General features: G+C 72.9%; 19 protein-coding genes. 15 read left to right on the top strand and 4 right to left on the bottom strand.

Annotated features, from left to right (window positions below; all coding sequences use genetic code 11):
• Nucleotides 1–187 precede the first annotated feature (187 nt).
• Nucleotides 188–1,546, bottom strand: a complete 1,359-nt coding sequence (locus tag ACFWWU_RS30050; protein ID WP_384149820.1) for a cation:proton antiporter — start codon at nt 1,544–1,546, stop codon at nt 188–190.
• A gap of 292 nt (nt 1,547–1,838) precedes the next feature.
• On the opposite strand from ACFWWU_RS30050, the gene ACFWWU_RS30045 reads away from it, so the two are divergent.
• From ACFWWU_RS30045 to ACFWWU_RS30010, 8 genes are all read left to right on the top strand, one after another.
• Nucleotides 1,839–2,912, top strand: coding sequence for a hypothetical protein (locus ACFWWU_RS30045; protein WP_384149817.1), 1,074 nt, complete (start codon nt 1,839–1,841; stop codon nt 2,910–2,912).
• Entirely contained in the window at nt 2,909–4,009 is a 1,101-nt protein-coding gene (locus ACFWWU_RS30040) for a caspase family protein (protein WP_384149814.1), read from the top strand. The genes ACFWWU_RS30045 and ACFWWU_RS30040 overlap by 4 nt, the downstream gene beginning before the upstream one ends.
• A gap of 84 nt (nt 4,010–4,093) precedes the next feature.
• Complete coding sequence (locus ACFWWU_RS30035) at nt 4,094–4,273, top strand: hypothetical protein (protein ID WP_384149811.1); 180 nt, start codon at nt 4,094–4,096, stop codon at nt 4,271–4,273.
• 20 nt (nt 4,274–4,293) lie between these two features.
• Nucleotides 4,294–6,621, top strand: coding sequence for an aKG-HExxH-type peptide beta-hydroxylase (locus ACFWWU_RS30030; RefSeq protein ID WP_384149808.1), 2,328 nt, complete (start codon nt 4,294–4,296; stop codon nt 6,619–6,621).
• 180 nt (nt 6,622–6,801) lie between these two features.
• A complete protein-coding gene (locus ACFWWU_RS30025) occupies nt 6,802–8,859 on the top strand; it encodes a phosphocholine-specific phospholipase C (protein ID WP_384149805.1) in 2,058 nt (685 codons plus the stop codon).
• Nucleotides 8,860–9,090: 231 nt separating this feature from the next.
• Nucleotides 9,091–9,546: a hypothetical protein gene (locus ACFWWU_RS30020; RefSeq protein ID WP_384149802.1), complete on the top strand. Its 456-nt coding sequence runs from the start codon at nt 9,091–9,093 to the stop codon at nt 9,544–9,546.
• Nucleotides 9,547–9,583: 37 nt separating this feature from the next.
• Nucleotides 9,584–9,910: a carboxymuconolactone decarboxylase family protein gene (locus ACFWWU_RS30015; RefSeq protein ID WP_384149799.1), complete on the top strand. Its 327-nt coding sequence runs from the start codon at nt 9,584–9,586 to the stop codon at nt 9,908–9,910.
• A gap of 129 nt (nt 9,911–10,039) precedes the next feature.
• Nucleotides 10,040–11,476 (top strand): DUF2252 domain-containing protein, encoded by a 1,437-nt coding sequence (locus ACFWWU_RS30010; protein ID WP_384149796.1) that lies wholly within the window; start codon nt 10,040–10,042, stop codon nt 11,474–11,476.
• A 38-nt stretch (nt 11,477–11,514) separates the two neighbouring features.
• Here the strand turns inward: ACFWWU_RS30010 and ACFWWU_RS30005 are convergent, their stop codons facing one another.
• Entirely contained in the window at nt 11,515–12,072 is a 558-nt protein-coding gene (locus ACFWWU_RS30005) for a potassium channel family protein (RefSeq protein WP_384149793.1), read from the bottom strand.
• A gap of 282 nt (nt 12,073–12,354) precedes the next feature.
• Here ACFWWU_RS30005 and ACFWWU_RS30000 point away from each other — a divergent pair, with 282 nt between their 5' ends.
• The 6 genes from ACFWWU_RS30000 to ACFWWU_RS29975 all read left to right on the top strand — a co-directional run bounded on the left by ACFWWU_RS30000 (nt 12,355) and on the right by ACFWWU_RS29975 (nt 17,952).
• On the top strand, nt 12,355–12,771 hold the full coding sequence (locus tag ACFWWU_RS30000) for an SHOCT domain-containing protein (RefSeq protein ID WP_384149789.1): 417 nt from the start codon (nt 12,355–12,357) through the stop codon (nt 12,769–12,771).
• Between the two features lie 19 nt (nt 12,772–12,790).
• Entirely contained in the window at nt 12,791–13,474 is a 684-nt protein-coding gene (locus ACFWWU_RS29995; RefSeq protein WP_384149786.1) for a GAP family protein, read from the top strand.
• Nucleotides 13,475–13,684: 210 nt separating this feature from the next.
• Nucleotides 13,685–14,440 carry a (5-formylfuran-3-yl)methyl phosphate synthase gene (locus ACFWWU_RS29990; RefSeq protein WP_384149783.1) on the top strand — a complete coding sequence of 252 codons (756 nt, stop codon included), beginning with the start codon at nt 13,685–13,687 and terminating at the stop codon, nt 14,438–14,440.
• 8 nt (nt 14,441–14,448) lie between these two features.
• Nucleotides 14,449–15,852, top strand: coding sequence for an aldehyde dehydrogenase family protein (locus ACFWWU_RS29985; RefSeq protein ID WP_384149780.1), 1,404 nt, complete (start codon nt 14,449–14,451; stop codon nt 15,850–15,852).
• 2 nt (nt 15,853–15,854) lie between these two features.
• Complete coding sequence (locus tag ACFWWU_RS29980; protein WP_384149777.1) at nt 15,855–16,961, top strand: NAD(P)-dependent alcohol dehydrogenase; 1,107 nt, start codon at nt 15,855–15,857, stop codon at nt 16,959–16,961.
• A gap of 79 nt (nt 16,962–17,040) precedes the next feature.
• Entirely contained in the window at nt 17,041–17,952 is a 912-nt protein-coding gene (locus ACFWWU_RS29975; protein WP_384149775.1) for a class I SAM-dependent methyltransferase, read from the top strand.
• Between the two features lie 194 nt (nt 17,953–18,146).
• Here ACFWWU_RS29975 and ACFWWU_RS29970 read toward each other — a convergent pair whose 3' ends face one another.
• Nucleotides 18,147–18,680 (bottom strand): EF-hand domain-containing protein, encoded by a 534-nt coding sequence (locus ACFWWU_RS29970; RefSeq protein WP_384149773.1) that lies wholly within the window; start codon nt 18,678–18,680, stop codon nt 18,147–18,149.
• 131 nt (nt 18,681–18,811) lie between these two features.
• Nucleotides 18,812–20,047, bottom strand: a complete 1,236-nt coding sequence (locus tag ACFWWU_RS29965; RefSeq protein ID WP_384149770.1) for an MFS transporter — start codon at nt 20,045–20,047, stop codon at nt 18,812–18,814.
• Nucleotides 20,048–20,107: 60 nt separating this feature from the next.
• Between ACFWWU_RS29965 and ACFWWU_RS29960 the strand changes: the two genes are divergently transcribed.
• Nucleotides 20,108–21,109 (top strand): ArsR/SmtB family transcription factor, encoded by a 1,002-nt coding sequence (locus ACFWWU_RS29960; protein WP_384149768.1) that lies wholly within the window; start codon nt 20,108–20,110, stop codon nt 21,107–21,109.
• The last annotated feature ends 17 nt before the right edge of the window (nt 21,110–21,126 follow it).

The following is a 21,126-nucleotide window of genomic DNA, read 5'->3' as shown; positions in this document are numbered from 1 at the left end:
ATGAGCCGGCGTCCTGCGCGATCGCCCCCCCCCCCACCGTCGGCAGCGTCAGTTGTGTTGTAGAGCCTGGCCCTTGAGATCCTGCCCCGGGTCCCCGGCGAGGACCCGGGGTCGTCGCAGGCGTGCGGCACCCCCCTTGTCCTGGACCCGGCCGGCCCACCCGGGCTAATCGGGCCCGGGACGTCTTCTACGCCCGTGGCGCCGCTTCGGCGCCCGCGGCGGACACCGGTCCGGAGTCCGGACCGGAGTCCGGGCCGGTCAGGATCTCCGGTGACTTCCCGCCGCGCGACGGGCGACCGGCGGGCGGGGCGGGCGGTGCGGCGTCCGGACGGCGGCGCAGCAGCCCGATCAGCGGCCCGGCGGCGGCCGTCGTGAGGAGCGCCATCACGACCAGCAGCGCGTAGAGCCGGGGACCGATCACCCCGGTCGCCAACCCGACGTTGAGCACGATGAGTTCGGTGAGCCCGCGGGTGTTGAGCAGGACGCCGATCAGCAGCGAGTCCCGCCAGGGGATGCGGACACCGCGGGCCGCGAGCGTTCCGGAGGCCACCTTGCTGACCACCGCCGCGGCGCATATCACCGCCAGGAGCAGCAGGTCGGAGCCGTGCAGCCCGTCGAGCGCCACCGCCATCCCGGAGACCGCGAAGAACACCGGGAGCAGCAGGCTCCCGGCGTCCTGGAGCGGGCGGAGCAGGCTGCCGTCCGGTGAGCCGTCGGGCCGGCGGGGCATGACGACTCCGGCGAGCAGCGCGCCGAAGATGACGTGCAGCCCGAGCGCGTTGGTGGCCCAGGCCGATGCCAGGGCCACGGAGACGGCGACCGGGACCTGCTGGGACACCCGGGTGCCGGGCCGGGCCTTCCACCAGGCCAGCAGGGGCCGTACGGCGAAGAGCATCACGAGGACGTACACGGCCAGCAGGGCGGCCTTGACCGCCCAGGACCGCAGCGAGCCGTGCGCGCCGCCGACCAGGACCACGGCCAGTACGGGCCAGCTCAGCGCGTCGATGACACCGGCGGCGGCCATCGCGACCGTGCCGGGCACGCTCCCGGCCAGACCTTGGTCCTTGATGATGCTCGCAAGGACGGGGACCGCCGTGATGGACAGGGCCACCGCCATGTAGAGGACGAAGGTGCTGTCGACGGGACGCCCGTCGTTGACCGACGCGAAGGCCTCGGGGAGGAGCAGGACGAGGCCGGCGCCCATCGCCATCGGGACGACGAAGCCGCCCAGGGAGACGGCGGCCACGGCCCGCTGACCGCGCAGCAGGCCCAGGTCCAGTTCGTATCCGACGGCGAAGAGGAAGAGGACCAGGGCCACTTGGGCCAGGGACGTCAGGACGGGCTGGATCTCCGCCGGGAAGAGGGTCTCGTACACCTGGCCGGGTAACAGGCCCAGGAGGCTGGGGCCGAGCGCGATGCCCGCGAAAAGCTGTCCCACGACCGGTGGCTGACCGAGCCTGCGCGCTGCCGCACCCAGGGCGGAGGAGGTCGCGATCACCACGGCCAGGGCTGCGACGACATGCGTGACGACGGAGTCCGAGCTCACCGGCATTCCCTTCTGGCATATGCCGCTCACTGTGGCACAGCCCCTACGGAGTGTAGCCGCCATCCCGGCAAGTGGCCTATCGTGGAAGCCGTTTGGCGTATGCCGCCACGAACGGGGGGTCAGCATGACGACAGTGCTGTTCGTACACGGCACGGGAGTGCGCGAGCCGGGATTCACCGGAACCCTGGAGCTGGTACGGGCGGGATTGCTGCCCTTACGGCCCGAAGTCTCCATTACTCCCTGTTATTGGGGCGAAAGCGCGGGATCGGCACTGCGTTCGAACGGAGCCTCCGTGCCGGGGTACGGCACTGGGCGCGGGCTGCCGGAGGCGGGCGCCCCGGGAGGTGAGGCGGGCGGTCCCGACGAGGACGTCGAGTTCTGGGGGCTCCTCTACCTCGACCCGCTGCTCGAACTGCGCCTGCTCACCTCGGAGTCGGCCGCCCGCACGGAACTGGCCCCGGGCACCCTCCCGCCGGGCGAGGCCCTGTTCTCGGCGGCCCAGTCCCTCACCGGGGACGCCCGCCTGCGCGAGCTCCTCGACGCCGCGGGGATCGGCGAGGAGTTCCCCGCCGCCGTCGCCGCCGTCCTCACCTCGCCGGACTGCCGGCAGTTCCTGCGCTCCCCCGCCGCGAGCGCCGAAGTCGGCGCGCTGGCACGGGCGTTCACGGCCGAGGCGGTACGCCGCCGGGCCGAGCGGCAGGGCACGGCGCAAGCCTTCGACGGCACCGCCCGCGACGAGGCCGTCGCCCGGATCGTCGCCCTGCTCCCCGGCGACCCGTCCGACGGGTCCGAAGGGACCGACGGCGCCCCCGGGACGCACCGCGGCCCCGTCACCCGGCGCGTCAAGAAGCTGGCCGGACGCCTGGCGCTCGGCCTGGCCTCCGCCCAGGCGGTCAAGCGGCGGTCCGCGCTCACCGATGCGGCGCATCCGGCGGCCGGGGACGTCCTGCTCTACCTGTCCCGGGGCGGCGCGATCCGCGAGGTCGTCGCGGAGGCGGTCCGGGCCGCCGAGCCGCCGGTCGTCCTGCTCGCGCACAGCCTCGGCGGCATCGCCTCGCTTGACCTGCTGGTGCTGCGGGCGCTGCCGGAGGTCGAACTGCTGGTCACCGTCGGCTCGCAGGCGCCGTTCCTGTACGAGCTGGGGGCGCTGCCGAGCCTGGAACACGGCAGCCCGCTGCCCGGGCACGTACCGCGCTGGGTGAACGTGTACGACCGGCGGGACCTGCTCAGCTACATCGGCGCGGGCGTCTTCCCCGACCGGGTCCACGATGTGGCCCTCGACAGCCGCCAGCCCTTCCCCCTCTCCCACAGCGCCTACTGGAGCAACCCCGAGCTGTACCGCCTCCTCGCGGAGGAGCTGCCGTGACCGGGGCGCGTCCGGAGCGTACGTACGCCGTCGTCGTCGGTGCGGAGCGCTACGCGGCGGGACCGTCCTGGGACCTGCCGGGGCCCGCCGCCGACGCCCGCCGCTTCACCGGCTGGCTGCGCGGACGCGGCGTGCCCGCGGCCAACGTCTTCCTGCTGCTCGATCCCTTGCCCGGAGCGGGCGGGCCCGAGGTCGACGTCGCCGCGGGCACCGCCGGGCGGGAGGCCGTGCAGGAGGTGCTGACGCGCCGGCTGCCCGCCCTGGAGGGCGACCTCCTCTGGGTGTTCTGGGGCGGCCACGGCGTCACCGACCCACAGGGGCACCGCAGGCTCTTCTACGGCGACGCGGGCCCGGACGACCGGCGGAACCTGGACCTGGACGCCTGGCTGACCGCCTTCACGACCGACCTCCTGCCGGGCTTCCGGCGCCAGATCTGGCTGGTGGACTCCTGCCAGACCTTCGTCGAGGACCTCGGCTTCGCCCGCGCCCTGCCCACCGAACTACCTTCGGGAGGCGAACGGTTGCCGGGCCGGGAGCAGTTCGTCCTGCTGGCCTCCGGCCCCGGGCAGCGGGCGGTCAACGACCCCGTACGGCAGACGGGGGCGTTCTCCCGTGCCGTACTGGCCGCCCTGGCCGCCTCGGACGGCGGCGCGTGGCCGCCCGACATGAACGCGGTCGCGGACACCGTCCTCGGCGAGTTCACCGGGGCGGGACAGCGGCCCACCTCGCTCTGGCACCGGTCCTGGGCGGGCGACGAGCGCCGGCTGGAGTTCCCCTCCACCCGCCGCCTGGAGGAACCGGTGACGGACGCCGGGCTCGCCGAACTCATCGGCCTGCTGGCCGGATGGCCCAGCATGGCGGACCGGGACCACCGGCAGCTCGTCCTCGGGATGCTGCCCGCCGACCTCGCCGGCGCGATCCCCCGCATGGGGGCGCCTCGCCCCGACATCATCAGCATCGTGCGGACCTGCCGGCGCCATCCCGGGGGGCTGGCCGCCCTCGTCGAGGCGCTCTCCCTGCTCGAACCGGGCTCCCTGGAGCAGCGCGAGCTGAAGGACTGGGCCGACCGCCGGCTGACACCGGGATCCGGCGGCTGACCGGGCTGATCACGCTCTTCCCGAACCCCTGTGGCTGCGCCATCATGAAGTCAACGGGGTTCACGGCTGCTAGGGGGATGGCGCATGCACACGTCCGACGAGTACATGGGATCCGAGCTGGTCGATCTCAGCGACGTCCCGCTCTCCGCCCTCCGGTCGCAGAGCCCGAGCCTGCACGCCCGGTCGCTGGAGCGGCTGCTCCGTCAGGTCGAGCGTCCGCGGGTCAACTTCGCCCAGGACGGACAGCCCGGTCGGGCCGACTGACGGTCCCCCGGAGGAGATCCGTGCAGACCGACGGACGACACGAACCCGCCCGTAGCGCGCACCATCTCGTTCCCTCGGCGCACTTCGACGCCCTGGCCGCGGGCCGGGGCGACGCCGGCACGATCCGCTTCCTGCGGACCACCGAGTACAGCAGGCGCCTCCTGCTGCTGCGGGCCCTGCTCGACGCCGTCGCGGAGACGCCCGGCGCGCTCGGCCCGCTGCCGGACGTGGACAGCGTGTGGGACACGCTGACGGCCGCGCAGGAGCGCGCCCCGAAGGACTTCGGGGAGCTGCTGCTGCATCCGCAGGTCGGGGTCTGGCTGGGGCACGGGCTGCGGCGGCTGCGGCGGACGGCCTGGGGGGACGGGCCGCTCTGGACCGACCTCGGGCACGTCTTCACGGTGTGCGCCGTCGCCGCGCTGCGCACGGGGCTGCCACTGCGCACCACCGTGCCCCTGCGGGACGGCGCCGTCATGTTCCCCACCCTCGGACTCGCCCGGCTGCCGGACCGCCCGCGCTGGGGGACGGCGGAGGTGGTGGTGGAGGCGGGGCGGCTGACGGTCGACCCGTACGGAGCGGGCGTCGGCCCGCCCGACCCGCCCGGCGGCGACGCCCCGGGGTGGCAGGGGCCGCACCGGTTGCACGCGCGCGTGGCGGGGCGGCCGGTGGGGGTCTGGCTGGACGACATCGACCCGTACCGGGACCTCAGCGAGCCGCTCCCCGCGCACCGCCTCGCCCCGGACGAGACCGCCCGCTGGCGGGAACGGTTCGGTCTGGCGCTGAGCCTCCTGGAGGACAGCGACCCGGAGACGGCCGCGGCACTCGCGGAGGGCTTGCGCAGCATGACGCCCGTGCGGTCGTTATCGTCCGGGACGGTCCTCAGCGCCTCCTCCGGTGAGGCGTTCGGCGGCCTGCTGACCTCGCTGCCGCCCGATCCGGTCACCTTCGCCGTCACGCTGGTCCACGAGTTCCAGCACACCAAGCTGGGCGCGCTGCTCCATCTGCTGACCCTGGAGCGGGACGACGGCGCCGAGCGGCACCACGCCCCCTGGCGGGACGACCCCCGGCCCCTGAGCGGTCTGCTCCAGGGTGCGTACGCCTTCCTGGGCATCACCGACTTCTGGTCCCGCCGCCTGGACCGGGCGCCCGCGGCCGAACGGGCGTCGGCCGAGTTCGAGTTCGCCCTCAGCCTGCGCCAGACGCGGGAGGCCGTCGAGACCCTCGGCGCCGATCCCGCGCTGACCGACCACGGACGCCGGTTCCTGCGGGGCATGGCCGCCCGGCTGCCCGCCTGGACGGCCGACAGGCGGGTCCGGCCGGGCGTCGACGCGATGGCCGCGTTCGCCGCCACCGACCACCGCACCGAGTGGCGGATCCGGCACCTGGTCCCCGCCCCGGACGCCGTACGGGCCCTGGCCAGGGCCTTCGTCACCGGGGCGGCGGCCGACTGCCGCGGCGCCGAGTCCTCCGTCGTCCCCGACCTCACGGCCCGCTGGTCCCACGCCCGCACCCGCCTGATCCGCCGGCTACTCGGCACACCGAACCCCGACGGCCCACGGGGACGCCCGGGCGACCTGGCCGATCCCTCGGGGGACCTACCGCCTGGACCCTCCGGCGACCTGGCCTGGCCCTCGGGGGACCTACCGCCTGGACCCTCCGGCGGCCTGCCCGGGCCCTGGGGGGACCTGCCTGGGCCCTCCGGCGACCTGGCCGGGGCCTCCGGGGACCTACCGCCTGGACCCTCCGGCGACCTGCCCGGACGCTTCGGCAGCCTGCCGGGGCCCTCCGGGGACCTGCCCGGACCCTCCGGCGGCCTGCCGGGGCCCTCCGGGAACCCGCCTGGGACCTCCGGCGACCTGGCCGGGCCCTCCGAGGACCTGCCGCCTGGACCCTCCGGCGACCTGCCCGGACACTCCGGCGGCCTGCCGGGGACCTCCGGGGGCCTGCTCGGCCGCTCAGGTGACCTGGCTGGAGCCTCCGGCGGCCCGCCCGGCGGCTCAGGTGACCTGCGCTCGTTCTCCGGCGGCCCGCCCCCCGGGCCCTCCGCCGCCGAGCGCGCTCTCGTCGCCGGGGACCCCGCCGCGGTGGGCGCCTACGCGCGTCTTCTGGCCGAGGACCCCGAGGACCCCGAGGCGTGGACCGGCCTCGTGCTCGCCCTCGCCCTCGCCGACCCCGCCGTCCGCCCGCTGCTCGACCGCCCCGAGCTCCCCCGGGCGGTCCACCGCGAGCTCCGCGTCATCGGCACGACGGCCGACCCGCGGCGACTCGCCCGCTGGCTGGCCACGGGGGCGGCCGGCCCGACGGGCAGGGGCCCCGCTGGCAGCGGCCCGGCGGACAGGGGCCGCTGAACGTGTTCGCCTGCCGTACGGCGGGCAGCCATGAGGCGGCCTCCCGGATGTGGGCCGCGGGCGCTCTCCTTGGGGCGCCCGTACCCCGGTTCCGGCCGGCCGCGCGCGCAGCCGTACCCGTACCCGTACCCGTACACGCACCCCCACCGACCGCTCGCACCCCCGAGGAGAACTCCCTCCATGACCGACATCGATCGTCGCCGGTTCCTCCAACTGACCGGCGGCGCCGCCGCGTTCACCCTGCTCTCCGAGAGCATCGCCCGCGCCGCCACCATCCCGGCACAGGGATCGACCGGCACGATCCAGGACGTCGAGCACATCGTCGTCCTGATGCAGGAGAACCGTTCCTTCGACCACTACTTCGGGGCGATGAAGGGCGTGCGCGGCTTCGGCGACCCGCGTCCCGTGACCCTGCCGAGCGGGAAGTCGGTCTGGAACCAGTCGGACGGCTCGAAGGTCACCCTGCCCTTCCGGCCGCCGAGCGACAAGCTCGGCATGGAGTTCCTCCAGGGCCTCAACCACGACTGGGCGGGCGGGCAGAGGGCCTTCAACAAGGGCAAGTACGACCAGTGGATACCGGCCAAGACCAAGGCCACGATGGCGTACCTCACCCGTGAGGACATCCCCTTCCACTACGCGCTGGCCGACGCGTTCACCATCTGCGACGCGTACCACTGCTCGTTCATCGGCTCCACCGACCCCAACCGCTACTACCTGTGGAGCGGTCACACCGGCAACGACGGCACCGGCGGCGGCCCGGTCCTCAACAACGCCGAGGCGGGCTACGGCTGGAAGACGTACCCCGAGCGCCTTGAGGCGGCCGGGGTCTCCTGGAAGGTCTACCAGGACACCGGCGACGGCCTGAACGCCGCCGGCTCCTGGGGCTGGATCAACGACGCGTACCGCGGCAACTACGGCGACAACTCGCTCCTCTACTTCAACACCTACCGGAACGCCCAGCCCGGCAACCCGCTCTACGACAAGGCCCGCACGGGCACGAACGTGAAGAACGGCGACACCTACCTCGCCGACCTGCGCGCCGACGTGCAGGCGGGACGGCTGCCCAAGGTCTCCTGGATCGCGGCCCCCGAGGCGTTCACGGAGCACTCCAACTGGCCCTCGAACTACGGCGCCTGGTACATCGCCCAGGTCCTGGACGCACTGACCTCGAACCCGGACGTGTGGGCCCGTACCGCCCTGTTCATCACGTACGACGAGAACGACGGCTTCTTCGACCACGTCGTCCCGCCGTACGTCCCGGCCTCGTCGGCGCAGGGCCTGTCGACCACACCGACCGCGCTCGACCACTTCCCCGGGAAGACGGGGTACGTCGCCGGACCCTACGGCCTCGGCCCGCGCGTCCCGATGATCGTCGTCTCCCCCTGGTCCACCGGCGGCTACACCTGCTCCGAGACCTTCGACCACACCTCGGTCATCCGCTTCGTGGAGCAGCGCTTCGGGGTGCAGGAGCCCCAGATCTCCCCGTGGCGGCGGGCCGTCTGCGGCGACCTGACCTCCGCCTTCGACTTCACGCGGACGAACACCCAGGCCGCGCCGCTGCCGCCGACCGCCGGCTACTACCCGCCGGACCGCGACCGCCACCCCGACTTCCTCGCCACCGCCCCGGCCGTCGGCGCGATGCCCCGCCAGGAGCCGGGCGCCAAGCCCACCCGCCCCCTGAAGTACGCCCCGTACGTGGACGGCAGCGCGGACACCACGGCCGGCACGTACCGCCTGACGTTCAGCGGAGGCCCCTCGGCGGGCGCCCAGTTCTACGTGACCTCGGCGAACCGCACGGACGCGCCCTGGACGTACACGACCGAGGCGAACAAGTCCCTCTCGGACACCTGGAACACCAAGTACTCCAAGACCCTCACCGACCTCACGGTCCACGGCCCCAACGGTTTCCTCCGCCGCTTCCGCTCCCCCGGCAAGACCGCCGTCCCCGAGGTCACCGCCCGTCACAACGCCACCACGGGCAACCTGGACCTCACGTTCACCAACGCGGGGACGGCCGACGCCCGCCTCACCGTCACCCACGCCTACGCGGGCGGCCCGCGGACGGTCACGGTTCCCCGCGGTGCCACCGTCACCCACACCGTCGCCCTGAGCACGAGCCGCGCCTGGTACGACGTGACGGTCACCTCGGACACGTCCGCCGACTACCTCCGGCGCCTCGCGGGCCACGTGGAGACGGGCGCCCAGGGCGTCACGGACCCGGGCATCCTGACGTACTGACCCGTGCGCCGCCCCGCCCGCCCACGGAACGGGCGGGCGGGGTGGCGGTCAGGGCTTGGCGCGGCGCTCGCGTCCGCCGGCGGCCGTCGGGGACACCGTCGCCGAGCACGCAGGCCCGGCGACCGTGATACTCGAACTGAGGCACCTTGGCCCGACATCCCGAGGAGGCACCAGCAGATCGACGGCCGAAGGGATGCCCGGCAACGCACCGCGAACTGCGAGGTGACTTCCATGAGCCAGCAAACACCGGCCGGAGGGCAGTGGCAGAACACCGGCCGCGCACCAGGGAACGGGCACCGGTCCGGAGGCGGCGGCCTGGCCGGCGGGGGCACCGTGTTCGCCGCGGTGCTGCTGTCCATTTCGGGCCTCCTGGCCGTCTTCCAGGGCATCGCGGCCCTCGCCAAGGACGACGTGTACGCCCGCGTCGGCGACTACGTCTTCGAGTTCGACCTGACGGCCTGGGGCTGGATCCACCTCATCCTCGGGATCATCGTGGTCCTGGCCGCGGTGGGCCTCTTCATGGGCTCCGACTGGGCGAGGGCGCTGGGCATCACCCTGGCCGCCCTCAGCGCGATCGCCAACTTCCTCTGGCTGCCGTACCAGCCGTGGTGGGCGATCACCATCCTGGCGATCGACGTGTTCATCATCTGGGCGCTGTGCGCCAGTTGGACGCACACCACCGATTGACGGTCCCGTCACCCCACCACACAGGAGGACATACGACATGTCCACCGCTTCGGAAACGCCGGTCCTGGACACCCTCGCCGCCATGACGATCGACTCGTTCGAGCGGTGCGGCCTGGCTCCGGACATGCTCATGGTCGCGCGGATCGCGGCCCTCGCCGCCTCGGACGCCCCGCCGATCTCGTACGCGGCCCAGATCGAATTCGCCATCGAGACCGGCATGACCGCCGAGCAGGTACAGGACGTCCTCGTCGCCATCGCGCCGATCGTGGGCACCGCCCGCGTCATGACGGCGGCCGGCAACATCTCCGAGGCACTCGGCATCGCCATCGCCGTCGCGGACACCGAGAGCGAGGACCAGGGCTGAGAGCCCGCCCCACCCGACGTCGATGTCCGGCGCGGCGCCCACCGGAGAAGGCACGACGCCGCGTCCGGCCGCCTGACCCTCGCGCCGGGCATCCCAACGGCCTGCGCAAGGGCCAGGCAGGAGGGGCCCATGCCCCGGAATACGACCACGTCGGCGGCGATGCGCGCGGCACGCCACGCCACGCCGGAGGAACGTGCGGCGCTCGGCAAGGAAGCCCGGAGCCGCTCGCCGCGGTCGGGCCACGCCGAGTACCGGCCCTCCGCCGACCGGCCCGACCCGCTGACGATCCTGGAGGCGCAGTCGGCGGCACGGGTCCCCGAGCTCGTCCCGATCCGCTACGCCCGCATGACGGAGTCCCCGTTCCGCTTCTACCGCGGCGCCGCCGCGATCATGGCCGCCGACCTCGCCGACACCCCCCGCTCAGGGCTCACGTCCCAGCTGTGCGGGGACGCGCACATGCTGAACTTCCGCCTCCTCGCCTCGCCGGAGCGGCAGTTGATGTTCGACATCAACGACTTCGACGAGACGCTGCCGGGCCCCTGGGAGTGGGACGTCAAACGACTGTCGGCGAGTTTCGTCATCGCCGCCCGGGCCAACGGCTTCGACGACGCCGAGCGCACCCGCATCGTCCGGCGTACGGTCCGTTCCTACCGCGAGGCGATGACCCGCCTCGCGGGCATGCGCACCCTCGACGTCTGGTACGCGAGGATCGACGCGGACCGCCTTGAGGCCCTGGCCACGGACCGGCTCCACAAGCGCGGCCGGAAGAACCTGGCCCGCGCCATGGCCAAGGCCCGCACCCGCGACAGCCTCCAGGCCTTCGACAAGCTCACCGAGACGGTCGACGGCCGGCCCGTGATCGCGGCGGACCCCCCGCTGCTCGTCCCGGCGGGCGACCTGCTGCCCGACGTCGAGCGCACCGCCCTCGAACGCCAGTTCCGCGGCCTCATCGAGCGGTACGGCAGCACCCTGCAGTCCGACCGGCGCACGCTCCTCGCGGACTACCGCCTGGCGGACGTCGCCCGCAAGGTGGTCGGCGTCGGCAGCGTCGGAACCCGCTGCTGGATCTTCCTGCTCCTCGGCCGGGACGACCAGGACCCGCTCTTCCTCCAGGCCAAGGAGGCGGACACCTCCGTGCTCGCCGCGCACGTCGGCGCGAGCGCGTACCGCAACCAGGGCGAGCGCGTCGTCTCCGGCCAGCGGTTGATGCAGGCCACCAGCGACATCTTCCTCGGCTGGGAGCGCGTGGACGGGATCGACGGCGAGCGGCGCGACTTCTACGTACGCCAGTTGCGCGACTGGAAGGGCATCGCCGTGCCGGAGCAGATGAACCCCAGGGCCATGGAAGCCTTCGGGGACCTGTGCGGGGTCACGCTGGCGCGGGCGCACGCGCGGTCCGGCGACCGGATCGCGATCGCCGCGTACCTGGGCGGCGGCACCTCGTTCGACCGGGCCATCGCGACGTTCGCGGAGGCCTACGCCGACCAGAACGAGCGCGACCACCAGGCGCTGGTCGACGCCGTACGCGCGGGCCGGCTGCCCGCGGAGGAGCTGCCGGGGGCCTGAGCCGGCGGAGGCGGAGGCCTAGACGGAGGCGGACGACGTCACCGCGCGGTGGGCGGACCGCCGTGCTCGTCGCCCGGCCCCCCGAGGCCCCGCAGGCGTCGGCCCTCCTGGACCGCCCCAAGGACGAACCGGGCCGCGACTCCGATCAGCAGGAAATTGGCCGTCATCTGTCCTGTGGTCAACAGCCGGGCGACTTCGGTGCGCGGGGCGATGTCGCCGAAGCCGACCGTGCTGAGCACCGTCATCGTGAAGTAGAGGGCGTCGGTACGGGACATCGCCTCGCTGAAGCTCCCGGGCGCGCTGCGCTCCAGCAGGTAGTAGGTGGCGGCGAACAGCATGACGAAGAACGGCAGCGCCGCCGCCACCGCCGCGACGGCCCGGAGCCCCGGGCGCGCGGAACGCATGATCGTGTGCACCTGCCAGCCCAGGAGCAGCCCCACCAGCAGGACGCCGACGACGAGCACCACCACGGTGCGCACGGTGAAGGCCGAGTCCAACGGCAACAGGTAGTAGGCGGCCAGCAGGGCCGCCACCGTCAGGATCGAACGCACCACGGTGAGCAGGGCCGACCGGCGGACCCCCGGATTCCCGTCCACTTCCCCGTTCCCCTCTCGTTCCCACGGAACGCCACGACCGTGCCGGGCCCCTGCCCGAGGGCGGTCACTGTCCCAGGCGATCCGGACACCGTGCGGCAGGCGCACCAGGAGGTCACCGGGCCGGCGGCACCGATGCTCCGCGGAGCGGGTGACCCGGCTTCGGTCCCCGCCCGGGGTGCGGCGGGCTCGGCCGCGGCGCACTCTGGGATCAGTTCGTCACCCCGGACCGCGGCACCCGAAGGAAGGGCAGCCGCGGCCGTCACGACCGGCAGGAGATCGGCCATGAAGGACTCGATGGTGAACCTGGCAGTGGACTACCCGCTGCTGAACATGTTCTGGACCATTCTGATGATCTTCCTCTGGGTCCTCTGGTTCATGCTGCTGTTCCGCGTCATCGGCGACATCTTCAGCGACGACGGGCTGGGCGGCTGGGGCAAGGCGGGGTGGACGGCCTTCGTGATCCTGCTGCCGTTCCTCGGCGTGTTCGTCTACCTCATCGCCCGTGGGCGCGGCATGGGCGAACGCGAGGTGAACCGGGTCCGCAAGAACGAGGAGCAGTTCCGCTCGTACGTACGCGAGACCGCCTCGACCGGCAGCGGCCACGCGGAGGAACTGGCGAGGCTCGCCGAGCTCAAGAACCGCGGCGCGATCACGGACGCCGAGTTCGCACAGGCCAAGGCCAAGGTCCTCGCGACCTGACCGAGACCGGGGTGCGCCCGTGACCCTCGACCTGTTCCTCATCGGCCTGGCCATCACGCTCTACCCCCTGCCGGTCATGGCGTTCGTCCTGGTCGTGTCCGCACCCCGCGGGGTGTACAAGGGGCTGGCGTTCATCATCGCCTGGCTCGCCTGCCTCGTGGCCGTGATCGCCATGGTCCTGGCCTTCACCGGCGGGCAACCGCCCGCTCCCCGCTCGCCGCCCTCGATCGCGGCGCTCGCGGCCACGCTGGTCATCGGCGTGGTCCTGATCGTCTACAGCGAGCACAGGCGCCGCCGAAGCCGCCGCGGCGTCGCGGCGGCGGCCGACAAGGAGCGGCCCAAGAGTGCTGCCGGCGGCCGGTCACTGACGTCCCGGATGGACCAGGCCACGGGATGGTCCGCGGCCGGACTCGCCGTGCTCCTCCAGCCCTGGGGAATGGTCAGCGCCGCGGCCGCCACGGTCGTGAAGGCGGACCTTTCCCACGTCGAGTCCTTTCTGGCGCTCCTCGGGTTCTGCGTGCTGGCCACGGCCGGCCTCCTGGCCATGGAGCTGTACATGGTGTTCGCGCCCGAGAAGGCCCAGCTGAGCCTGACGAGCCTGCGCGCGTGGCTGGAACGCCACAAGGACCCGGCGATCGTCCTGATCTGCCTGGTGCTGGGCCTGTGGCTGGTAGGCAGGAGCCTGTACCAACTGACGGGTTGACTCCAATCGGCCGGGCTAAACGTTGCCGGCGTGGACCGATTCGCCCAGGTATGCCGGGCGCACTACACCTGGGCATGAGCGCCCCATGGAAACTCTGCGCGCCCTACCGGTTCCCACGGGTGACGGAAATGATGAGCGCACCGCACATGAACCAGGTGATCCGCACCCCTGCCCTTCGGCCAGGTGGACATGCGGCGGAAGGAGCTCATCGTGTTGCTTCTCATCTCCCCGGACGGCGTCGAGGAAGCCCTCGACTGTGCCAAGGCGGCGGAACACCTCGACATCGTCGACGTCAAGAAGCCCGACGAGGGCTCGCTGGGCGCCAACTTCCCCTGGGTCATCAGGGAGATCCGCGACGCGGTACCGGCGGACAAGCCGGTGTCCGCCACCGTGGGTGACGTCCCGTACAAGCCGGGAACGGTGGCGCAGGCCGCGCTGGGCGCGGTCGTCTCCGGCGCCACGTACATCAAGGTCGGCCTCTACGGATGCACGACGCCCGATCAGGGCATCGACGTCATGCGCGCGGTCGTCCGGGCGGTGAAGGACCACCGCCCCGACGCGCTCGTCGTGGCCTCCGGCTACGCGGACGCCCACCGCATCGGCTGCGTCAACCCGCTCGCCTTGCCCGACATCGCCGCCCGCTCCGGTGCCGACGCGGCCATGCTCGACACCGCCATCAAGGACGGGACGCGGCTGTTCGACCACGTTCCGCCCGAGGTCTGTGCCGAGTTCGTACGGCTGGCCCACGCCTCCGGTCTGCTGGCGGCGCTCGCGGGCAGTGTCACGCAGGCCGACCTCGGTCCGCTGACCCACATGGGCACGGACATCGTGGGCGTGCGGGGAGCGGTCTGCGAGGGCGGCGACCGCAACGCCGGGCGAATCCAGCCGCATCTGGTGGCCGCCTTCCGGGCTGAGATGGACCGGCAGGCGCGGGAGCACGCCGTCGGCGTCCCCGCGGTGAACTGACCGCCGGCATGCCGACGCCTGAGGCCGACGGCGTCCCCGGACGCCGGGCCGCACCCTTCTCCGTCGTCGACCCGGCCACCGGGGAGACCTTCGACGAGGCCGCCGACCAGCAGCCGGGCGAGTTGGACGAGGTGGTCGCCCGCACCCAGCGGGCCTGGCACGGCTGGCGCGCCGACCCCGTCGCCCGCACCGCCGCGTTGCGCGGCGCGGCCGACGCCGTGGAGACGGCCGGCGACGACCTCGCCCGGCTGCTCACCCGGGAACAGGGCAAGCCCCTGGCCGAGTCGTTCGCGGAGGTCGCCCGTACGGCGGCCCGCCTGCGCTACTTCGCCGACCTGGCCCCCCGGACGCGCCGGATCGACGACGGCCGGCCCGTGCACAGCGAGATCCGCTGGCGCTCCCTCGGACCCGTCGCCGCGATCGTGCCGTGGAACTTTCCCCTCCAGCTCGCGGCGGCGAAGTTCGCGCCCGCGCTCGCGGCGGGCAACACCGTGGTCCTCAAACCGTCACCGTTCACTCCGCTCGCCACCCGGCTGCTCGGCTCCGTCCTCGCCACCGTCCTGCCCGAGGACGTACTGACCGTCGTCACCGGCCGCGAACCCCTCGGTGCCCGCCTCGCGTCCCACCCGGGAATCCGCCACGTCACCTTCACGGGTTCGGTGCCCACCGGGCGGGCCGTCGCCGGAGCGGCGGCGGCCTCGCTCGCCCGGGTCACCCTGGAGCTGGGCGGCAACGACGCCGCCGTCCTGCTGGACGACGTCGACGTGGACCGGATCGCGGACCGGCTGTTCTGGGCGGCGTTCCGCAACTGCGGGCAGGTGTGCATGGCGGTCAAACGCGTCTACGTCCCGGCCCGACTCCACGCCGAGGTCGTCGAAGCCCTCGCCCAGCGCGCGAAGAGCGTCGCCGTCGGGCCCGGTCTCGACCCCGAAACCCGGCTGGGACCGGTCAACAACGCCGCGCAGCTGGCCCGGGTCGAGCGGGTCACGGAGCAGGCCCTGGCGGACGGCGCCCGGGCGGCGTCCGGTGGCCACCGGCTGGACGGGCCGGGATACTTCTTCGCCCCCACGATCCTCACCGACGTCCCGCCCGGCAGTCCGGTGGTGACCGAGGAACAGTTCGGACCGGTTCTGCCGGTGCTGCCGTACCGGAGCCTCGACGAAGCCGTCGACGCGGCCAACGACACCGGCTTCGGCCTGGGCGGCTCCGTATGGGGCACCGATCTCGACCGGGCCGAGGCGGTGGCCGACCGGCTCGAATGCGGCACGGCCTGGATCAACCACCATGCCGAGCTGTCCCTCGCCCAGCCCTTCGCGGGCGTCAAGGACAGCGGAGTCGGCGTCGCGGGCGGACCGTGGGGGCTCTACGGCAACCTCCGGCCGTTCGTCGTCCACCGCCCGCAGGAGGCGTGACGATGAGGTTCCAGGCGGCCGTACTGCGCTCGTACGAGGATCCGTTCACGGTCGAGGAGGTGACCCTGCGGACGGAACCCGCCGCCGGCGAGATCCTGGTCGAGATCGCGGGAGCCGGGATGTGCCGGACCGATCTCGCGGTCCGGCGATCCGCCGGCCGCAGCCCGCTGCCGGCCGTCCTCGGCCACGAGGGGGCCGGGGTCGTGGTGCGGACGGGCAGCGGCCCTGACGCCGCGATCGACGTGGGTGACCACGTCGTGCTGAGCTTCGACTCCTGCGGACACTGCCGGAACTGCCGCGGCGCGGCCCCCGCCTACTGCGACTCCTTCGCCTCCCTCAACCTCTTCGGAGGACGCGAGGAGGAACCGCCGCGGCTCACCGACGCGACCGGGAAAGCGCTGGCCCCCCGTTGGTTCGGCCAGTCCTCGTTCGCCGAGTACGCGCTCGTCCCGGCCCGCAACGCCGTCCGGATCGACCCCGCGCTGCCGCTCGAACTGCTCGGGCCCCTCGGCTGCGGCTTCCTCACCGGCGCCGGAGCCGTGCTGAACACCTTCGGCGCGGGCCCCGGCGACACCCTGACCGTCCTCGGCGCCGGAGCCGTGGGCCTGGCCGCGGTGATGGCGGCCACCGCCGCCGGCGTACTGACCGTGGCCGTCGACCGGCATCCCCAACGGCTCGCCCTGGCCGAACGGTTCGGCGCGATCCCACTGCCCGCCGGAACGGCCGGACTGCCCGAACGGATCCGACGGCTGACCGACGGCGGCGCGCAGTACGCCCTGGACACCACCGCCTCGGCCCCGCTCATCAACGACGCGCTGCGGGCACTGCGCCCCACCGGCACCCTCGGCCTGGTGGCACGGCTCCACACCGCGCTGTCGCTCGATCCGGGCACGCTCGACCGAGGCCGCAGCATCCGCCACATCTGCGAAGGGGACGCCGTGCCCGGACTGCTGATACCCCGGCTGACCGGGCTGTGGCAGGCCGGACGCTTCCCCTTCGACCAGCTGATACGCACCTACCCGCTGGCCGACATCAACGAGGCCGAACGCGACTGCGACGCGGGCCGCGTGGTCAAACCCGTCCTGCTCCCGGAGGGAAGCAGCCGATGAGCGAGGCACGCGCCACCGCGGGCTCACCCGTCCGGCAAGCAGACCCCTCGCACTCCCCACTTCCGCCAACGGAGGAACCATGACCGGCACGGCGCCGCAGCAGCAGCAGTCAGACGTGGAAGGCGTGGACGGAGGTGTGGGCCTGACCGCCCTCCTGGTCGCCGCGGCACGGGCGATCGAGACCCACCGCCACGACAGCCTGGCCCGGGACGTCTACGCGGAACACTTCGTGCGTGCCGCTCCGGCGTGCGCGGACTGGCCGGTACGCATCGAGCAGGTCCCGGGCGGGGACGCCGACCCGCTGTGGGGGCGGTTCGCCCGCTACTTCGGCCTGCGGACCAGGGTCCTCGACGACTTCCTGCTCCGGTCGGTCCGTACGAACGCCCGCCAAGTGGTCCTGCTGGGTGCGGGGTTGGACACGCGGGCCTTCCGGCTGGACTGGCCGTCCGACCTGGTGGTCTTCGAGATCGACAGGGCGGGCGTGCTGGCCTTCAAGCAGCAGGTGCTCACCGAACTCTCGGCAGCCCCCAGGGTGAAGCGCGTTCCCGTACCGGTCGACCTGCGCGCGGACTGGGTCACCACGCTGACCACCGCCGGCTTCGACCCGGCCTTGCCGAGCGTCTGGCTGGCCGAGGGACTCCTCTTCTACCTGCCGAGCTCCGCCGAGACGTACCTCATCGACACGGTGGACAGGCTGACCACCGGAGGCAGCGCTCTGGCCTTCGAGGCCAAGCTGGAGAAGGACCTGCTGGCGTACCGCGACAGCCCGATCTACACGGCGACGCGCGAACAGATCGGCATCGACCTGCTCCACCTCTTCGACACGGGCCCGCGACCTGACTCCGCGGGCGACCTGACGGCCAAGGGCTGGACCACCTCGATGCACACGCCCTTCGACTTCACCCGCCGACACGGACGCGGCCCCCTCCCCGAGCCGAACGACGCGCTGGAGGGGAACCGGTGGGTGTTCGCGCACAAGCCACGGGCATGACGTCCGCAGCGCTCACGACGGCAGCACAGGAGTCGAGGCCGAGGCCCTGCCGCAGGCCTCCGCTCGATGGGGCGCCTCCGGCAGAGGCCGCAGCTCGGTCGTGTCGTAGGGCTCGCCGCCCGCGCCCTGGGCGGCGAGCGGCGTTCCAAGATGAACGAGCGACAGCGTCCCGGGACAGCCGCTGACGGGCCGTGTCAGACGGCCCGGGCAGCCACCAGCTGGTCGCCCGGGATCCCGGCCATGTCCGGCGCGTAGTAGTCCTCGATGCCGGCGGCCCACGTGGCCACGAGGATGCGGTCCTCGCCGTCCGGACCGAAAGCGTCGAAGAGCGCGTGGATGTTCGCCTCCTCGAAGCCGATCGCCGTCATCAGCGAGACGAAGAGCGGGCGCTCGATCAGGCCGTCCTTGTCGGGGTCGCCGAGTGCGGAGAGCGCCTCCGCGAACTCGGTGATCGTGGGACCGAAGCGCTTGGGGTCGAGCACGAACGGACGGAACTCGTCGAGGCTGATCACACCGTCGCCGTTGGCGTCCAGTTCAGTGGCCAGCGTCGTCCAATAGCGGCGGAACGCGGCCCGGATGGCGGCCTTGGCGCCGTCGTCCGACGCGACCGCCGCCTCCAGGACACGGTCCGTCATGAGGTCGAAGTCGTCGGAGTCGATGACTCCGTTGCCATTGGCGTCGAAGAGGGAGAAGACCAGCTCGACCCGCTTGGCGGCCTCAGTTCGCATTTCCGTCACCTGTCTTCTGCGGCCCGTCGATCCCGGGCACGGCTCAATGAGTGCTTCTACGTAACGGTGCTGGGAGAGACGCGTGACGGTGAGGCGGTCCGCGATACCGGAAGGAGTGAGTTCACTGACAATCAGTCCAGGCGGGTCGGACCGGAGAGGTCAGCTCCGGCCGGCACGGCTCCGGCCGGCACGGCTCCGGCCGCCGGTCCCTTGCGCCGGAGACCGGGTGTGAGGGCGAGGGTGACCGCGGCGGAGGCGGCGGCCATCACGGTCATGGCGGTCGCGGGTGAGGTGAGCTGCGCGATGCCGCCTGCGACCGCCGCGGCGATGCCCTGCATGGTGAACATCCCCGAGTGGTGCAGTCCGAGGGCGTGACCCGTCAGCTCGCTCGGGGTCAGGGACATCAGGCGTTCCTGGAGCAGCAGGTTGGCGGAGAAGCCGATCGAGGCCACGGTCACGGCGGCGAGTGCCACGGGCAGCGCCGGGTGCAGGACGAAGATCAGATACGGGGCGGCGAGCAACAGCAGCAGTGGCGGCGCACCGAGTCTGGAGCGCCGGTGCGGGGGCAGGAAGCGGCCGGTCAGGGTGTCCCCCGCCAGCATGCCCACCGCGGCGGCGGCGAACAGGAGCCCCGCGTGGTGTGGTGCGTAGGAGACGAAGAGGGACTCGCAGCCGACGACGAGTCCGTTGGGCACCCACAGGGCGAGGTAGACGCGGCGCCGCGGCTTCGCCGCCCACAGCCGCGCGTTGGTCCGCCAGGTCTCGCTCGCGGACGGACGGCCTTGTGCGCGCGGCGGCCGTCTCGCGAGACCGATGCGGGCGACGGCCGCGGAGACGACGAAGAGGGCTGCGCCGGTCAGCAGGGCCCCGCGCGGCGTCAGGACGTTGACGAGTACGACGCCCGCTGCGTAACCGCAGATCTGCAGGCTTCCCGCGCACATGTTGAGCACCGAACGGCCGAGCAGGTAGCCGTCTGCGGGGACGATCTCGGTGAGCAGTCCGTAGCGCACTCCGCCACCGACCGAGCCGAGCATGCCCTGCACCGACAGGATCGCGAAGAACGCCCCCAGAGGCAGGCCGGGCAGGGCCAGGGCGGTGGTGGCCACGGCGAAGAAGAGCGCCAGGCCGACGGTCGCGGCGCGCGGCGGCACGCGGTCCACCGCCGACAGCAGGACACTCGCGCCGATCATCTGCGCCAGCAGCGGGCCGAACATGCTGAGGGCCGCGAGGAGCGGCGAGCCGGTCGCGCCGTAGACGAGCGTCCCCACGGCCATTCTGCTCACCGTCTGGGCCGCCACGTGTGAGGCGAAGGCCGCGAACAGCGGGGTGAACTCCGCGGTCCTGAAAAGCTCCTGGTACGTGCGCATGGCCGCAGTGTCGGCAGGCGGTCGGAGCCGGAGGTAATGTTTCGCGGGGAGGCGAAACCATTGGGCTGGTGGGAAGTCAACGCGGATACGCTCGCGAGCAGCCGGTTCGTCGTATCGCCCCTCTGCGAGACGGCAGCGAGCCTGATGGTCCTGGAAAGGGGCTCGCCCGCGCATCCGGCCGAGCGCCGCTGGCTGGACAGTCACGGGCCCGCCTACCAGAGGCGACTGGCCGCCGATCCGGTCACCGCCCTGCTGGTGTCCGTCGCACTGGGAAAGCACCGGTGGATCGCCGACTTCCTGACGCCGGTGCCGTCCCGCGAGGACGAGACACCGGACGGTGCGGAGTTCTACGACGAGCTCGCACGGATCCGCGAGACGCAGGCCGACACCGCCCGCGCCGACCTCGAGATCGCTCACCGCGGACCGCTTCCCGGCCCCTTGCTACGCCCCGATCTGCCGGAACGCATCGCCGACCTGCTGGAGTGGGTGTGGCAGGAGATCGTGGCACCCGACTGGCCGCGGCGGCGGCGCGTCATCGAGGCCGATGTGATCGCCCGTACCGGCCAGTTGAGCCGGGCGGGCTGGGCAGGGGCACTGGACGACATGCATCCCGAGATGAGGTGGCTGGGCGGCAACCGGCTGCAGATCAACACCCGCGCCTTCCCGCCCCGGCAACTGACGGGATCACAGCTGCTGTTCGTGCCGGTCACACCGCGCAGGGGATGGATCTCCAAGGACCGGCCGGACTCCCACGGCGCCGTGCACCGCAACGCCGTGGTGTACCCGTGCTCGGGCACTCTGGCGGAGCCGGATCGGGCCTCCGCGCCGGAGGCGCTGGCCAGACTGCTCGGTGCCGGGCGGGCGAGCGTGCTGGTGCTCCTGGACAGCCCGATGAGCACGACGCACCTGGTGGCGATGACGGGCCAGGGTCTCGGCTCGGTCGGCCGCCACCTCAAGGTGCTCCTGGACGCCGGGCTGGTCGGACGCCGCCGTGCGGGACGGTCCGTCCTCTACTACCGCATGGCCGCCGGCGACGGGCTGGTACGGGCCCGGGACTCCTAGCGCGCGTGCGCCGCCCA

It is taken from the genome of Streptomyces sp. NPDC058650, assembly GCF_042717315.1.
Classification (GTDB): Bacteria; Actinomycetota; Actinomycetes; order Streptomycetales; family Streptomycetaceae; genus Streptomyces.
This window is presented reverse-complemented; position numbering and strand designations above follow the sequence as displayed.

Coding starts and splice junctions, on each gene's coding strand:
- ACFWWU_RS29965 (WP_384149770.1), bottom strand. CDS start 20,047: ATGCGCACGTACCAGGAGCTTTTCAGGACCGCGGAGTTCACCCCGCTG.
- ACFWWU_RS29970 (WP_384149773.1), bottom strand. CDS start 18,680: ATGCGAACTGAGGCCGCCAAGCGGGTCGAGCTGGTCTTCTCCCTCTTC.
- ACFWWU_RS29980 (WP_384149777.1), top strand. CDS start 15,855: ATGAGGTTCCAGGCGGCCGTACTGCGCTCGTACGAGGATCCGTTCACG.
- ACFWWU_RS30020 (WP_384149802.1), top strand. CDS start 9,091: ATGAGCCAGCAAACACCGGCCGGAGGGCAGTGGCAGAACACCGGCCGC.
- ACFWWU_RS30035 (WP_384149811.1), top strand. CDS start 4,094: ATGCACACGTCCGACGAGTACATGGGATCCGAGCTGGTCGATCTCAGC.
- ACFWWU_RS29975 (WP_384149775.1), top strand. CDS start 17,041: ATGACCGGCACGGCGCCGCAGCAGCAGCAGTCAGACGTGGAAGGCGTG.
- ACFWWU_RS29985 (WP_384149780.1), top strand. CDS start 14,449: ATGCCGACGCCTGAGGCCGACGGCGTCCCCGGACGCCGGGCCGCACCC.
- ACFWWU_RS30010 (WP_384149796.1), top strand. CDS start 10,040: ATGCCCCGGAATACGACCACGTCGGCGGCGATGCGCGCGGCACGCCAC.
- ACFWWU_RS30000 (WP_384149789.1), top strand. CDS start 12,355: ATGAAGGACTCGATGGTGAACCTGGCAGTGGACTACCCGCTGCTGAAC.
- ACFWWU_RS30025 (WP_384149805.1), top strand. CDS start 6,802: ATGACCGACATCGATCGTCGCCGGTTCCTCCAACTGACCGGCGGCGCC.
- ACFWWU_RS30015 (WP_384149799.1), top strand. CDS start 9,584: ATGTCCACCGCTTCGGAAACGCCGGTCCTGGACACCCTCGCCGCCATG.